Source organism: Bifidobacterium pullorum subsp. gallinarum (assembly GCF_000741215.1).
In the GTDB taxonomy this organism is placed as follows: Bacteria; Actinomycetota; Actinomycetes; order Actinomycetales; family Bifidobacteriaceae; genus Bifidobacterium; species Bifidobacterium pullorum_B.
The window spans coordinates 501034-517364 of sequence record NZ_JGYX01000001.1; the positions used below are offsets into that span (position 1 = coordinate 501034).

Sequence of the window (16331 nt, forward strand, 5' to 3'; positions counted from 1 at the left end):
TTGGTTTGCGTCGGCGCATGTCATCGGCGCGGCGATGAAAGTTGTGGCCCGTTTCCGGCGATGGAAACGGGCCACAACGGTGACGGACGGGCGATAAGGCCACGAGGGGACTCAGTCGAGATTCGACTGGGCTGAGCCGTGTGGCGGGCAGTCCGGTGGACTGCCCGTAGGCGAAGTGAGTGGCCGTTAAGGCCACGAGGGGACTCAGTCGAGATTCGACTGAGTCCCGGCCGTCTGCGCCGAGGCGGCCTGCTCGGCCTGGGCGGCGTCGAGCTTGGCGCGCACCTCGCCCAGGAGCGTCTGCGCGCGGCGGGCGAGCGCCTCGCCGATCTCCCACTGGCGCATCGACTGGTCCAGGTTCAGTCCGCCGGCCTCCAGCGCCTGCACGGCCTGGATGAGCTTGTCGCGCGCCTCCTCATACGGCATCTGCGCGATGGCCTCGCGTTCGGCGTCGGTCAGCGAGGATGCGACGGCCGGTGCGGCGGTGGTCTCGGTGTCGGTTGCGTCGGTGGTGGTCTTGTCGGTCATCGGTGGGTTCCTTTCCTGTGCGAATGATGCGGGGTGTATGAACGGATCGGTTCGGTCGGGGTCACAACTGCGTGCCTGTGGCTTCGGCCGTGACGGTGCCGCGCTTCAGCGTGATGGTCAGTGCGTCGCCGGGGGCGGCATGCGCGGCGTCGTCCAGTACGTGCCCGTCGGCGGTCTGGACGACCGCGTAGCCGCGGTTCAGCGTGGATTGCGGGCTCAATGCCGTCAGGGAGGCGTGCAGTTTCTCGACGGTCATCGTGGCGTCGTCCACGATGCGTGTCAGGCCGTGCCGCATCCGCACCACGGCGTCGTCGACGAATCGCTGGTGCGGTTCCAGCATGGTCTGCGGTTGGGTCAGGCTCGGCCGGGTGGCGTACCCCTCGATCAGGCGGGTTTCGTTGTCCACGCGGGCGCTGATTCGCATGCGCATCTGGCCGATCGCGCCGGCGATCAGCTGCCACTGCTCATGCACGTCCGGCACGACGCGTTTGGCCGCGTCGGTGGGGGTGGATGCGCGCAGGTCGGCGGCCAGGTCGATCAGTGTCCAATCGTCCTCGTGTCCCACGGCGGAGACGATCGGCGTGACGCAGGCGGCCGTCGCGCGGACCACGCCCTCGTCGGAGAAGCCGATGAGGTCCTCGAAGCTGCCGCCGCCGCGGGCCACGATGATCACGTCGACCTCCGGATCGGCGTCGAGCCGCTGGATCGCGGCGATGACGTCCGCCGGGCATTGCACTCCCTGCACATGCGCGTGGACCACCTTGAACCGCACCGCTGGCCAGCGCAGGTTGACGTTCGTGATCACATCGCCCTCGGCACGCGCCTGCGGGGCGCATACCAGCCCGATGCATGCGGGGAATTCCGGCAGCGGCACCTTGTTCTCCGCGTCGAACAGCCCTTCGCCCTTGAGTCGTTTGCGCAGCTCGTCGATCTGGGCCTTGAGGTCGCCGGCGCCGATGCGGCGGATGTCGTCGGCCACAAAGCTCAGGCGCGTGGCCTTGACCCACACGTCGGCCTTGCCGTGCACCACCACGCGGTCGCCCTGACGGAAGTCGCGGGCCTTGGCCACGAAGCGGCTGAAGCCCATCACCGACAGCGAGACCTCCTCGAAATTGTCTCGCAGCGTGATGTACCCGGAGGTGGAGCGGCGCATGTTGATCTCCACGATCTGCCCCTCCACCCAGGCCTCGGGCCATTTGGCGACGGCGTTGTGGTACTTCTGGCTCAGCACGCTGACCGGCCAGGGGTTCTCCGCGGTGGTGTCCCGCGCCAGGCGGGGCAGCTGATCCAGCGGCCGTGGGCCGGCGGATGTCCCCGTATCCGCAGGCTGCGATGCCGCAGAACCGTATCCATAGTCAACAGTCATGCACACAAGGTTCCTCCGGTGAACGGACAAGATGACGTGTGCGGGTCGGTGAATCGGCGGCGCGCGGAGCCCGTACGGCGAGTCTCCAATGATGGTGCGGGCTGAGCCTTGTTCGGCGCAAACTGTTACCCAAATCACACAATTGTCGTTTTGGTGGAATGACGCCGAAAATCACTACATCTAGTGTTGAGGCGGCGTGCCGCTACTAGATATCGGGGTGGGGTTGTCGTAGAGTCATGTAAGTTGAAAAAACTTCATACGTGTAATTTGCCTGCGGCGCAGGCCATAAAGGAGTGAGCGACCATGGAGACCCGGATGATGGAAGCAACGCGCACCGCCACCTCCACCGTGTTGGTGGAGAAGCGTGACGGTCGTATCGTGGATTTCGACGCGGCCAACATCATCAACGCCATCAAGGCCGCGTTCACCGATCTGAACAAGCAGGTGGGCCCGCAGCAGGAGGATCTGATCCGCGGCATCGCCGATCAGATCGAGGGTGAGATCAAGCAGCGCTATGCCGGTCCTGCCAAGATCGAGGACATTCAGAACCTCGTCGAGCACGGGCTGATCGAGAACCACCTGTATGACGTGGCCCGCGCCTACACCAGCTACCGTCTGGACCGCGACATCGAGCGCGCCAAGGCCACCGATGTCAACGAAGCCGTGTCCCGCTTCATCAATCAGGATCCGACCCTGATTCACGAGAACGCGAACAAGGACTCCAACGTCTACGCCACCCAGCGCGATCTGCTGGCCGGCGCCGTGTCCAAGGCCGCCGCGTTCACCATGCTGCCGCCGGCGGTATCGAACGCGCATATGAAGGGCGACATCCACTTCCACGACGCCGATTACTCGCCGTTCACCGCGCAGTCCAACTGCTCGCTGCCGAACTTCTGGGACATGCTGGCCAACGGCTTCACGCTGGGCAACGCCCCGATGGCCAGCCCGAAGTCCATCGCCATCGCCGCCACCCAGATCACCCAGATCATGAAGGACGTGGCTTCCAGCCAGTACGGCGGCCAGACCGCCAACCGCGCCGACGAGCATCTGGCCGCCTACGCCAAGAAGGATTACGAGAAGTTCCTGGAGGAGGCCCGCGAGACCATCCCCGACGGCATGCCGGTGGAGTTCGCCCGCGAGCAGGTCGAGCGTGCCAAGGCCAACGAGCCCAAGAAGCTGCACTTCGGCAACCGCGAACCGCTGCCGATGGACACCCCGTTCCACACCGACGTCGACGAGCTGGAGCAGGAGCGCGAGATCCTGGCCAAGATCCGCACCCGCAAGGCCATCTACGACGCCATGCAGACCATGGAGTACCAGATTAACTCCAACCGCGTCTCCAACGGCCAGACCCCGTTCGTGACCATCGGCTTCGGTCTGGGCACCGACTGGTTCTCCCGCGAAATCCAGCGTGCCATCCTGCTCAACCGTATCCGCGGCCTGGGCAAGGAACACCACACCGCCATCTTCCCGAAGCTGGTGTTCACGATCAAGCACGGCGTGAACGCCGACCCGGGTGACCCGAACTACGACCTGAAGCAGCTGGCGCTGGAATCCGCCACCAAGCGCATGTATCCGGATGTGGTGTTCTATGAGAACATCGTCAAGATCACCGGCAGCTTCAAGGCCCCGATGGGCTGCCGTTCCTTCCTGCAGGCCTGGACCGATCCCGAAACCGGCGAGGACGTGGAGGACGGCCGCATGAACCTGGGCGTGGTCACGGTCAATGTGCCGCGCATCGCCATCGAGTCCCACGGTGACAAGGACCGCTTCTGGAAGCTGTTCAACGAGCGCATGGAGATCGCGCACCAGGCCCTGCAGTTCCGCATCATGCGCTGCAAGCAGGCCACACCGGTCAACGCGCCCACCCTGTTCCGCTTCGGCGCCTTCGGGCGTCTGGGCGCGAACGACAACGTGGACCAGCTGTTCAAGAACGAACGCGCCACCGTGTCGCTGGGCTACATCGGCCTGTATGAGGCGACCGCCGTGTTCTACGGCAAGAACTGGATGCGCGACCACGGCTGGGATCCGGAAGGCAAGGACTTCGCCCTGTCCATCGTCAAGCGCATGAACGAACTGTGCAAGCAGTGGAGCACCGCGGAGGGGTACCACTATTCGGTGTATTCCACGCCGGCCGAATCGCTGACCGACCGCTTCAACCGCATGGATAGGGAGAAGTACGGCGAGATCGAGGGCGTGACCGACCACGACTTCTACACCAACTCCTTCCACTACCCGGTGTGGCTGCAGCCCACCCCGATGGAGAAGCTCACCTTCGAGAAGGACTTCCCGTACTACGCCTCCGGCGGCTTCATCAACTACTGCGAGTACCCGTGCCTGCAGGACAACCCGAAGGCGCTCGAAGCCGTGTGGGATTACGCCTATAACATCGGCATCGGCTACCTGGGCACCAACACCCCGATCGACCACTGCTTCGTCTGCGGGTTCCAGGGCGACTTCGAACCCACCGACGAGGGCTTCAAGTGCCCCGAGTGCGGCAACTCCGACCCGGACAAGTGCAACGTGACCAAGCGCACCTGCGGCTACCTGGGCAACCCGGTGCAGCGTCCGATGGTGCACGGCCGTCACGAGGAGATCTCGCACCGCGTCAAGCACATGAGCGGCGAAACCGGTCGCGTCACGCTCGCCGACGGCGAGACCCGCGAGTGGTTCGAGGAGACCAAGTAAGCATCCGGCATTCCCGATCATTCCCGATGACGGAACGGCCGTGGTGACGTACGCGGCAGGAGGGTGGTTCGTGGCGGCAGACCGTCGCGAACCACCCTCAGCCTTACCCGCGAATCGTCATCCAAACCACGGATGCAGCATTACGGATGCATACGGATGCACCGAGGCGGCAGGCAATCAACGATGAAGGAGACGGCATGACGGACTTGCGCAGGACCACCGAAACCACCCGCCACGACTTCGCCGCGGGGGAGACAGGCCGCGGCCCCTCCGTGCCCTCCGGTGGGCTGGCCAACGACCCGAAGGCGGGCCAGTGGGACGGCCGGCGCATGTCCAAGCGCATGATCGCCGACTACAAGACCTTCATCGTCACCGACGGCGAAGGTGTGCGCAACTCGCTGTACGTCTCCGGCTGCCCGTTCCACTGCGTGGACTGCTTCAACGCCTCGATCTGGGACTTCCAGGCCGGCCACGAGTACACGCAGGCGCTGGAGGACAGGATCATCGAGGACCTCAAGCCCGACTATGTGCAGGGCATCACCTTCCTCGGCGGCGAACCGTTGCTGGCCACGCCGGTGCTCATCCCGCTGTCACGCCGCATCCGCAGGGAGTTCGGCCACACCAAGGACATCTGGTCCTGGACCGGGTACACCTGGGAGGAGCTCATGCGCCCCGGCGAGACGCCGGATAAGCGCGAACTGCTGGAACTCATCGATGTGCTGGTCGATGGCCGGTTCATCAGGACGCTCAAGGACTCCCTGCTGCAGTTCCGAGGCAGCTCCAACCAGCGCATCCTGGACGTCCCCAAGTCGCTGGCCGCCGGGGCGCCGGTGATCTGGGCCAAGCTGCACGATCAAGAGCGCGACATCCCCGAGATCTACCTGAAGGACCGCGAGGCAGGGGAGGGCCAGCAGGCCTCCTGACTTGCTGAGCCATCGGGGCGCCGGATGACTCAGCAAGTGAAGACGGTGGAGGGTGTCGATCAGCGCACCGACAGCGTCTGTGAGAGCGTATTCGTCTGCCCCGGCGCGAGCGTCACGCTCCGGTCGAGACGGGCCACCGCCTCCACGCAAACGAAGCCGCGCCATTCGCCGACGGCCAGATCGCCCATCGCGTCGCCGGCGGCCTGGCCCGGATTCCAGACCACCGCCTGCGGCGCGCCGGCATTGATGATCTCGATCGTGCGTCCCAGCACCGGGTCTTCGATGGTGATGGGAGTGTCGGCTTCATCCCCGCGCAGATACGTCCGGTCGACCATGCCGTCGAACGTGATCGGCTCGCCGGTCGCGGAACAGTGGGGGACACCAGGCTGCGTGTTGTCCAGATAATCGCAGGATTCCAGACCGTGCACCGCGATCCGCTCCACATCGCCCACATGCAGGTAGGTGTGCAGCGCCGCCTCGTAGGTGAGCGGTTCGTCGCCGTCGTTGGTCACGGTCAGGGTCATGGCGATCCGCTCGCCGATCTCGACGTCATAGGTCGCGTGGAAACGGGGATGGTCGCCTGAATTGAGCTGTGCCAGCAGATCATCGCCGAAATCGGTGGAATCCAGCGTATACCGGACATGTCTGTCGGTTACGGCGGTCTCGTCGAACGCCCAGAACGAGACGCGGCCGAACCCGTGCTTCGGCTGTTTGGATACGGGGCGTCCGCCATCCCAGCCGGTGTTGAACCAGGGGAAGATGATCGGCACGCCGCCGCGGATGGCGGTGCCCTCGCGCAGCTGGACGGCGGCGGGGCGCCAGATTACCGGGGGCTGTCCGGCGGGGGTCCATGTCAGCACATGGGCGCCATAGTCGCTGATGGAGGCGGAGGAGTCGGCATTGACCACGTCACGAAGCAGAAAAGTGTTCATGGCACCAGTATATGGTGGCGCGCGGCCGACGGGACGGATGGGATGCCGGGACAACACCGAATGCGTTCGCCAAACGACAATATGGGCGTTCGGGGCGTGGTTTGGGCCGGTCCCCGACTATATTACATATGGGTAACCGGGCGTATGCGGTGTTCCTGGAGACACCGTCCCGGCGCTGAATCGAACGAGGTGTACATGGTGGATACCGCGAATACCGCGGCCGAGAGGAGCGATATGAAGCCGCTGCGCGTAGGACTCGACATCGGCTCGACCACGGTGAAGGCCGTGGTGCTCGATCAGGAGGATTCGCTCGAACGCGTGCTGTTCTCCGACTATCGCCGTCATCACGCCAATGTGCGCGCCACCGTGGCCGGACTGTTGGAGGACATCCACACCACACTGGTGGGGCAGGGTCGCGGTGACGAGCCGGTTCGGCTGGCCATCACCGGTTCCGGCGGTCTGGCGCTCGCCGACAGCCTGCACGTACCGTTCATCCAGGAGGTCATCGCCGAGACCGAGGCGATCGACGCCGAATACCCGCAGGCCGACGTCATCATCGAGCTCGGCGGCGAGGACGCCAAGATTACTTATCTCAAGCCGACGCCGGAGCAGCGTATGAACGGCTCCTGCGCGGGCGGCACCGGCGCGTTCATCGACCAGATGTCCACGTTGCTGGACACCGACGCCGAAGGCCTCAACGAGATGGCCAAGCACTACACCACGCTGTATCCGATCGCATCCCGCTGCGGCGTGTTCGCCAAAACCGACCTGCAGCCGCTGATCAACGACGGCGCCGCCAAGCCGGATCTGGCGGCCTCCATCTTCACCGCCGTCGCCACCCAGACCATCGCCGGTCTGGCGTCCGGCCGTCCAATCCACGGCACCGTCATCTTCCTGGGCGGCCCGCTGTTCTTCATGTCCGAGCTGCGCGAGGCGTTCCATCGGGCGCTCGAAGGCAAGGTCGACGAATTCATCGTGCCGACCGACGCCCATCTGTACGTGGCGTTCGGCGCGGCTCTGCTGGCCGGGCAGCCGGAGAAGCTCGACTCCGTCGAACACTTCGAGGCCCGCCCCTGCGCCGACATCCTGGCGCGTCTGGACGAGCTCGAACACCTGCCGGTCAACACCCCGACGATGCCCCCGCTGTTCCCGACCGAAGCGGACCGCGAGTCCTTCAACGCCCGGCACCACCGTGAGCACGTGCACATCGGCACGTTGGAGGACGCGTCCGGCCCGCATTTCCTGGGCATCGATGCCGGATCGACCACCATCAAGGCCACGCTGGTCAACGACGACCGTGAGATTGTCTGGTCCAGCTACGCCACGAACGACGGCAGCCCGTTGACCGCGGCCATCGACATCGTCAAGCGCATCCAGTCCGAACTGCCCGAGGGTGCGTGGATCGCACGCTCCTGCGCCACCGGCTACGGCGAGGGCCTAATCACCACCGGCCTGCACCTGGACGAGGGCGTGGTCGAGACGATGGCACACTACCGCGGCGCCGAAATGGTCAGCCCCGGCGTCACCGCCGTCATCGACATCGGCGGCCAGGACATGAAGTACCTGGCCATCACCGACGGCGTCATCGACTCGATCGCCGTCAACGAGGCCTGCTCCTCCGGCTGCGGCTCGTTCCTGCAGACCTTCGCGCAGTCGATGGGCCTGACCATCGAGCAGTTCACGCAGGCCGCGCTGAACTCCACGCATCCGGTGGACCTGGGCTCGCGCTGCACCGTGTTCATGAACTCCTCGGTCAAGCAGGCGCAGAAGGAAGGTGCCTCGATCGAGGACATCGCCGCGGGCCTGTGCTATTCGGTGGTGCGCAACGCGCTGTACAAGGTCATCAAGCTGCGCGACTCGGGCGAACTGGGCGATACGGTGGTCGTGCAGGGCGGCACGTTCCTCAACGACGCCGTGCTGCGCGCATTCGAGCTGCTCACCGAGCGCGAGGTCACCCGCCCGAACATTGCCGGGCTTATGGGCGCGTACGGCGCCGCGCTCACCGCCCGCATGCACTATGAGGACGGCACCGAGTCCACGATCCTCAAGGGCGAGGAACTCGACAACCTGACGATGACCAGCACGCGCGACGTGTGCAAGCTGTGCCAGAACCACTGCAAGCTGACGATCACCACATTCGCCGACGGCTCGCGCTACGTGACCGGCAACCGCTGCGAACGCGGCGGTGACGCCAAGAAGCAGCGTTCCGACCGGCCGAACCTGTACGACTACAAGTACAAGCGGTGCTTCGCCTACCGCAGGCTCACCGACAAGAAGGCCACCCGCGGCGAGATCGGCATCCCGCGTGTGCTCAACATGTATGAGAACTATCCGTTCTGGTTCACGCTGCTCACCTCGCTGGGCTTCAAGGTCGTGATCTCCGGGCGTTCCAGCCATGAACTGTTCGAGACGGGCATCGAGTCGATCGCCTCCGAGAACATCTGCTACCCGGCCAAGCTGGTGCACGGCCACATCAAGTGGCTGCTCGGCAAGGGCGTGAAGACGATTTTCTACCCGTGCGTGAGCTACGAGGAGAACCTGGTCGACAACACCGACAACCACTACAACTGCCCGGTGGTGGCCAACTATCCGGTGGTCATCGGCGCCAATATGCCCGAACTGCGCGAAGAGGGCATCCGCTACATGCGGCCGTACTTCAACCTGGCCAACCACGAGCTGATGGTCGAGCGCATCGTGGAGGAGTTCGCGTGGGCGAACGTGACCCGCGAGGAGGCGCAGGAGGCCGTCAAGGCCGCCTACGCCGAGGACAAGGTCTTCAAGTACGACGTGCAGCAGGAGGGCCTGCGCGCCCTGGCGTACATGAAGGAACACGACTGCCGCGGCATCGTGCTGGCTGGCCGTCCGTACCACATCGACCCCGAGATCAACCACGGCATTCCCGAGACGATCTGCTCGCTGGGCATGGTGGTGCTCTCCGAGGATTCGATCTGCGAGCTGCAGCCGGGCGAGAAGCTGCACCTGAGTGACTACCTGTCCGAAGGCGAGGAGGACCCGCGCAAGCGCAACGCCAACGGCTTCCGCCACGTGGACGACCGCAAGGTCACCACCCGCATGCCGCTGCGCGTGACCAACCAGTGGGCCTACCATTCCCGCCTGTACGCGGCGGCGAACTTCGTGGCCTCCTATCCGGGGCTCGAACTCGTGCAGCTCAACTCCTTCGGCTGCGGCCTGGACGCCATCACCACCGACCAGGTGGCGGAGATCCTGGCCGACAAGGCCGACGTGTACACCATGCTCAAGATCGACGAGGTCTCGAACCTGGGCGCCGCCAAGATCCGTCTGCGCTCCCTCAAGGCCGCGGTCGAGGAGCGCGAATCCAACGCCGCGCGCGCCGCAGCCGCCGGGTCGGCCGAATCCGCCACGGATGAGACCCCGAAGGCCGGACGGTCCGCGGCATCCGACGCCGAGCTGAAGGCCGCGCAGGATGCGGTCGAATCCGCCAAAGCGCAGCTGGCCGCCGCCGAAGCGGCGCTGGCCGCGGCGCAGCGGCCGAAGACCGGCGAATTCCGCAAGACCGGATCCGAGGCGCCGACCCCGGGCCGGCAGGTCATGCTCGACACCGTCATGCGCGGCAACCCCAAGCTCACCCAGGCGGTCAGGGACGCCTCGCGGAACGCCGCAGCGGGGCAGGACAAGAAGGGGGCGCACAACTCGGCCACGCTGACCAAGTACGCCAACAAGATCCCGTTCGGCAAGTCCATGAAGAAGGACTACACGATCGTGGCCCCGCAGATGAGCCCGATCCACTTCTCGCTCGTCGAATCGGTGATCCGTTCGGCCGGCTACAAGTTCGATGTGCTCGAACATGCCAGCCATGAGGACGTCGAGGTCGGCCTCAAGTACGTGAACAACGACGCCTGCTATCCGGCCATCATGGTCATCGGCCAGCTCATCGACGCGATCCTTGAAGGTAAGTACGATCCGGACAAGGTGGCGCTGGCCATCACCCAGACCGGCGGCATGTGCCGTGCGACCAACTACTTCGGCCTGATCCGCAAGGCGCTGGTGGACGCCGGCTATCCGCAGATCCCGGTCATCGCGATCTCGACGCAGGGCCTGGAGGACAACCCCGGCTTCCAGCCGACCCCGCAGCTGCTGCACCGCGCCATCAAGGCGCTGGTCATCGGCGACCTGCTGATGAAGTGCCTGTACCGTGTGCGCCCGTATGAGGCCACACCCGGCAGCGCGGATGCACTGTATCGGCAGTGGGACACGATCGTGCGCGAGACGATCGAGCATCACGGCCGATCCGCCACCGCGGCGAAGACGATCGGCAAGGGCTTCCTGCCGTATCCGACGCTGGTCAAGGAGATCGTGAAATCCTTCGACGCGCTGCCGTTGCAGGACATCCCGCGCAAGGTGCGCGTCGGCGTGGTCGGCGAGATCCTGGTCAAGTACCATCCGGATGCGAACAACCATGTGGTCGACGTCATCGAGTCGCAGGACTGCGAGGCCGTGGTGCCGGGTATCATGGAGTTCATGACCACCCGCCCGTACATCTCGGACTGGAACGAGCACTATCTGGGCAAGGGCGGCAACAAGTTCGCCTACGCGGCGATGCGCTGGGGACTGGACCGATACCTCAACCCGGTGCGTGCGGCGATCGATCTGGCCGGCGGCAAGTTCCAGCAGGATGAGCCGATGCCCGAACTGGTCAAGAAGGCCGCCGAGGTCACCTCGGTGGGCGTGCAGGCCGGTGAGGGATGGCTGCTGACCGCCGAGATCCTCGAACTGATCGAGCAGGGCTGCCCGAACGTGATCTGCGCGCAGCCGTTCGCCTGCCTGCCCAACCACGTGACCGGCCGTGGCATGTTCGGCAAGATTCGCCGCCTGTACCCGCAAGCCAACATCGTGTCGATCGACTACGACCCGGGTGCCAGCGAGGCGAACCAGCTCAACCGCATCAAGCTGATGATCTCAGCCGCCAAGAAGGCGCATGCGGCCGGTCTGGACGCCCCGGTCAAGGGCGGCCGGACCGACGGCATGGAGACCGCCGACTGAGCCCTCTGATGGAGAGCTCTCCCTGTGGAGGGCTCTCCCTACGGAATCCCTCCCACGGGGTCTTTTCCTATGGACTCTGATACATCGTGACCGTGAACCATTTCGGTAAATCCGCGGAATTCCGCGGATACGCAAGAAGCTTGTGACAGTCGAGATGTGTCAGGGTCCGCAAAGAGGTGCTTCCGGGGCTTATTGACCCGGTGCGCTAGACTGGGCGGCATGGTGAAGCAGAAGAGGATACGCAAGACGCCTGAGGAACGGATGGGGGAGATCACCCAAGCGGCGGCGAAACTGATCAGCGAACGGGGTTTCAACGGCATCTCGTTGAAGGACGTGGCCGACGAGGTCGGCATGAGTCAGCCTGGTCTGCTGCACTATATCGGCAACAAGGACGGGTTGCTGCAGCTGCTGATCACCGATGTGTATGACGCCTCCGGCACGCCGGACGACTTCCTGGCTTCGGGGTTGCCGGGCAGCGATCCCGAAGCCCCGCTGTTCCCCGCGTATCTGCGGTTTCTGGTGCGCCACAACGCCGCCCGTCGCATGATGGTGCAGCTGTATATGGTGCTGGAGTCCGAGGCGTTCAACCCCGAGCATCCGCTCTATGACTATTTCCGCAACCGCCCGCTGTCGGTCTGGGACTACTACAGCCGGTTCCCGTGGAGCCTGCCGCCCGAGGTCGGCGCCTGGGACGAGACCATGATGCCGGTGGTGCGTCAGTGCATCGAGGCGATGGACGGCATCCAGCTGCGGTGGTTGCGCGAACCGCCGATCGACATGTATGACGAGTGGCTGGTGTTCGAGCGGATGATCTTCCCCTCGCCGGTCTGGGACCGGTACCGCTGAGTGGGGTTCGCACTACTTCGGGGTTCGGGATTCGCAATGGCGGAATTCCGCCCCTGTCGTTTTGAAAAGCGAGGTAGTGCGAAGACCCTTTCTTATCTAACTTTATCTAACACATCTAAACATTTTAACTAAAAACATGGCTTCAATGGTTATAAACCATTGAAATATCAACATTTAACGCCGTCTAACACATATTCGATAGTCGCTTGACAACCCTTGTGTCATGCGCATATACTCGTATCTACCGAATGGTTGGTAGATATGTTCGATGAGGCTATCCGCCGACCGGAAGGTGCAACAAGTCAATGTAGACAGAGGAAGGTCAATGATGAGTGAGGCTGTTGCTATGAGCAAGGAGGAGCGGCTGGCGGCGCATGAGGCCGCGGTCGATGCCGCCTCGAAGGATCCGTCGCTTTCCCCGGAGACGGGTCGTCCGGTGCCGAAGTCGATCCTGACGCGGTTCGGTGTTGGCTTTTTTATATTCGGTTTCCTGTGGTGCATCGGATTGCAGATCGTCAATGCGGTGCTGCTGCCGGAACACTACAAGTCGATCGAGGGGATCGAGCCCGAAGCGCTGCTGGGCATCGTGAACGCGTGGACCGCGGTCGCCTCCTTGGTGTCGAATCTGATGTTCGGCAACTTCTCGGACCGTTCGCGCTCCCGGTTCGGCCGGCGCACCCCGTGGATCGTGTTCGGCGCGGTGCTGGGCGGCGTCACGCTGTTCCTGACCGGCATGACGACGAATCCGATCCTGCTGACGGTGCTGTACTGCCTGTGCATGTTCGGTCTGAACGCGATGATCGCCCCGTGCGTGGCGATCCTGTCCGACCGCGTGCCTTCGGGCATCCGCGGCACGATGTCGGCGTTCTACGGCGCCGGCTCGACGGTCGGCGCGCCGATCGGCGTGATGCTGGGTGCGGTGTTCATCACGAATATGGTGCCGGGCTTCGCTGTGGCCGGCGTGTTCATGTTCCTGGGTGGTTTCGTGGCTGTGCTGATCTTCCCGAAGGAGGAGGCCGCCGACTACCTGCCCAAGGCCGACAGCGGCGTCAAGGACATCGTCATGAGCTTCCGCCCGCCGCGCTTCTCGACCGCGCACGACTTCTACAAGGCGTTCGCGGGTCGTGTGTGCATGCTGCTGAGCTATCAGATGATCACCGCCTACCAGCTGTACATCGTGCAGAACTATGTGGGCCAGTCCACCGAGGACTCCGCGGTCACGATCTCGGTGATGTCCACGATCACGATGGTGGTGGGCCTGGTCGGCTCCGTGGCCGCCGGTCCGTTCTCCGATTTCATCGGTCGGCGTAAGGTGCCGGTTGTGGTGGCGTCGGTGTGCTTCGCGATCGGCATTGCGATGCCGTGGATCATGCCCACGAGCATGGGCATGTATCTGTACGCGGCGATCGCCGGCTTGGGCTACGGCGTGTACACGTCCGTGGACCAGGCGCTGCTGGTGGATGTGCTGCCGAACAAGGAGGAGGCCGGCAAGGACCTGGGCATCCTGAACCTGGCCACCACGCTGGGTCAGATGCTCGGCCCGGTGATCATGAGCTCGGTGGTGCTCGCCCTGGGCTATGTGTTCGCGTTCCCGATCGCGATCTGCTTCGCTCTGGTCGGCTGCGTGTCCATCATGCTCATCAAGAACGTCAAGTGATCCCAAGCCTCCCCTGTCGGGGAGGCTTCCGACGTCCGCGGCCCCCGTGCATGGCGGGCCGCGGCGGGATCGGATATTTCGGATACTATCGTCAACGGATACGGCATCATATTTCAAAGGAGAACATCATGGCGCGAACCCATACCGACCGCATCCTGTTCGGAGCGGCGTACTACGACGAATACATGCCCAAGAACCTCGACCGCGTGGATGAGGACATGCGGATGATGAAGGAGGCCGGCATCAACCTGATCCGCATTGCGGAATCCACCTGGAGCACCGAGGAACCCCAGCCGGGCGTCTTCGACTTCACGCATATCGACCGCGCCCTCGACGCGGCCCAACGCGCCGGCATCGACGTGATCGTCGGCACGCCGACCTACGCGGTGCCCACCTGGATGGTGAGGATGCATCCCGAGGTGCTGGCCGTCACCCCGGCCGGCCCGGGCAAGTACGGCGCCCGCCAGATCATGGACATCGTCAACCCGACGTACCGATTCTACGCGGAGCGCATCATCCGCAGACTCATCGCGCACGTGGCCGACCATCCGGCCGTCATCGGCTATCAGGTCGACAACGAGACCAAGTACTACGACTCGGTCTCCCCGGACATGCAGGCCCTGTTCGTCAAGTACCTGCGCGAGAAATTCAACGACGACCTGGACGAGCTCAACGCCCGCTTCGGCCTGGACTACTGGTCCAACCGCATCAACGCCTGGGAGGACTTCCCGGATGTGACCGGTTCGATCAACCAGTCGCTGCGCGGCGAGTTCGACCGCTTCCGTCGTGCGCAGGTGGCCGAATTCCTCAAGTGGCAGGCCGACATCGTGCGCGAGTACGCCAAGCCCGACCAGTTCATCACCCACAACTTCGACTTCGAGTGGCGCGGCTACTCCTTCGGCGTGCAGCCGGCCGTCGACCATTTCAAGGCGGCGCAGGGCGTGGACATCACCGGTGTGGACATCTACCACCCGACCGAGGACGACCTGACCGGCAAGGAGATCGCCTTCGGCGGCGACATGACCCGCTCCACCAAGGACGGCGCGAACTACCTGGTGCTTGAGACCGAGGCCCAGGGCCAGCACGGCTGGCTGCCGTTCCCCGGCCAGCTGCGACTGCAGGCCTACTCGCATCTCGCCTCCGGCGCCGACTGCGTGGAATACTGGCACTGGCACTCGATCCACAACTCCTTCGAAACCTACTGGAAGGGGCTGTTGAGCCACGACCTGGAGCCGAACCCGACCTACCGCGAGGCCGGCGTGTTCGGCCACGAGATCGCCGACCCGAAGGTGGGGGAGCGTCTGGTCCACCTGAAGAAGCGCAACAAGGTGGCCATCATGGTCTCCAACGAGTCGCTGTCGGCGCTCGACTGGTTCCTCATCGAGGCGGGCTTCCCGTTCGGCGGGAGCCTGAAGTACAACGACGTGGTCCGCAACGTGTACGACGCGCTGTTCGAGCTCAACGTCGAATGCGATTTCGTGCCGGTCGACGCCCCCGCCGAGCGCCTGGCCAAGTACGAGATGATCGTGGCCCCGGCGCTGTATGCCACCCCGCAGGAGACCACCGACAACCTGCGCGAGTTCGTCGCCAACGGCGGCCATCTGGTGGCCACGATGCGCTCGTTCGTCACCGACGACGAGGTGACCGTCTGGCACGACCGTGCCCCGCACAACCTGACCGACGTGTTCGGCATGAGCTACAACCAGTTCACCCGTCCGAAGAACGTGCCGGTCGTCTTCTCCGGCGCGCTTGAGGGCACGCCCGACACCGAGGCGCTCTCGCTGATCGAGCTGCTCAAGGCCGACGAGGGCACCGAGGTGCTCGCCTCCTACGGCCACTACGCGTGGAAGGACTACGCGGCCATCACCCGTCACGCCTTCGGCAAGGGCACTGCGGAATGGATCGGCACGCTGCTGGCCCCCGACGCGATCCGCGCCGTCATGCGCGAGGCCGTCGGCAACGCCGGCATCGAGTACGCGGGCTTGCCGCTCGCCGGCACCATCACGGTGCGTCAGGGCTTCAACGAGGCCGGTGAGAGCGTGACCTACCTGCTCAACTACTCGGCCGAACCGGCCACGTTCGCCAGCCCGGTCTCCGGCGAGGTCGTCGTGGCCCCGGTCACGATCGCCACCGACGGCACCGTCGATCCGACCGTCACCTTCGCCGGCGCCCCGAAGGCCGGCGACAAGGTCGAGGCCGGCGCCGACCTGACCGTCGGCCCGTGGAACCTGGCCGTCGTCGTCGGTTAATTCGGCCAGTTCCCGGACTCTGATCTATCGTGACCGTGATCTATTGCCGAAAACCCCGGAATTCCAAGGTTCTCAGAATAAGTTAACGGTGGAAATAGATCAGAGTCCGTACCCCCTGGT

Annotated in this window: 9 protein-coding genes; 6 read left to right on the forward strand and 3 right to left on the reverse strand. The window is 64.4% G+C overall.

What is annotated here, in order from left to right; all coding sequences use genetic code 11:
* Positions 1–204: 204 nt before the first annotated feature.
* Both BIGA_RS02130 and xseA read right to left on the reverse strand, forming a co-directional pair.
* On the reverse strand, positions 205–528 hold the full coding sequence (locus BIGA_RS02130; protein ID WP_033506735.1) for an exodeoxyribonuclease VII small subunit: 324 nt from the start codon (positions 526–528) through the stop codon (positions 205–207).
* 61 nt (positions 529–589) lie between these two features.
* On the reverse strand, positions 590–1894 hold the full coding sequence (gene xseA, locus BIGA_RS02135) for an exodeoxyribonuclease VII large subunit (RefSeq protein ID WP_033506737.1): 1305 nt from the start codon (positions 1892–1894) through the stop codon (positions 590–592).
* 303 nt (positions 1895–2197) lie between these two features.
* Between xseA and nrdD the strand changes: the two genes are divergently transcribed.
* Positions 2198–4582 (forward strand): anaerobic ribonucleoside-triphosphate reductase, encoded by a 2385-nt coding sequence (gene nrdD / locus BIGA_RS02140; protein WP_033506739.1) that lies wholly within the window; start codon positions 2198–2200, stop codon positions 4580–4582.
* 197 nt (positions 4583–4779) lie between these two features.
* Positions 4780–5505, forward strand: coding sequence for an anaerobic ribonucleoside-triphosphate reductase activating protein (gene nrdG / locus BIGA_RS02145; protein ID WP_081883110.1), 726 nt, complete (start codon positions 4780–4782; stop codon positions 5503–5505).
* Between the two features lie 59 nt (positions 5506–5564).
* Here nrdG and BIGA_RS02150 read toward each other — a convergent pair whose 3' ends face one another.
* Positions 5565–6437, reverse strand: coding sequence for a D-hexose-6-phosphate mutarotase (locus BIGA_RS02150; RefSeq protein ID WP_033506741.1), 873 nt, complete (start codon positions 6435–6437; stop codon positions 5565–5567).
* Between the two features lie 195 nt (positions 6438–6632).
* Here BIGA_RS02150 and BIGA_RS02155 point away from each other — a divergent pair, with 195 nt between their 5' ends.
* From BIGA_RS02155 to BIGA_RS02170, 4 genes are all read left to right on the forward strand, one after another.
* The gene (locus BIGA_RS02155; RefSeq protein ID WP_051917012.1) at positions 6633–11459 is read left to right on the forward strand and encodes an acyl-CoA dehydratase activase-related protein; all 4827 of its coding nucleotides are present in this window, start codon (positions 6633–6635) and stop codon (positions 11457–11459) included.
* Positions 11460–11678: 219 nt separating this feature from the next.
* Positions 11679–12305 carry a TetR/AcrR family transcriptional regulator gene (locus tag BIGA_RS02160; RefSeq protein ID WP_033506743.1) on the forward strand — a complete coding sequence of 209 codons (627 nt, stop codon included), beginning with the start codon at positions 11679–11681 and terminating at the stop codon, positions 12303–12305.
* A 328-nt stretch (positions 12306–12633) separates the two neighbouring features.
* Complete coding sequence (locus BIGA_RS02165) at positions 12634–13962, forward strand: MFS transporter (protein ID WP_033506823.1); 1329 nt, start codon at positions 12634–12636, stop codon at positions 13960–13962.
* A 128-nt stretch (positions 13963–14090) separates the two neighbouring features.
* Positions 14091–16211, forward strand: coding sequence for a beta-galactosidase (locus BIGA_RS02170; RefSeq protein ID WP_033506745.1), 2121 nt, complete (start codon positions 14091–14093; stop codon positions 16209–16211).
* The last annotated feature ends 120 nt before the right edge of the window (positions 16212–16331 follow it).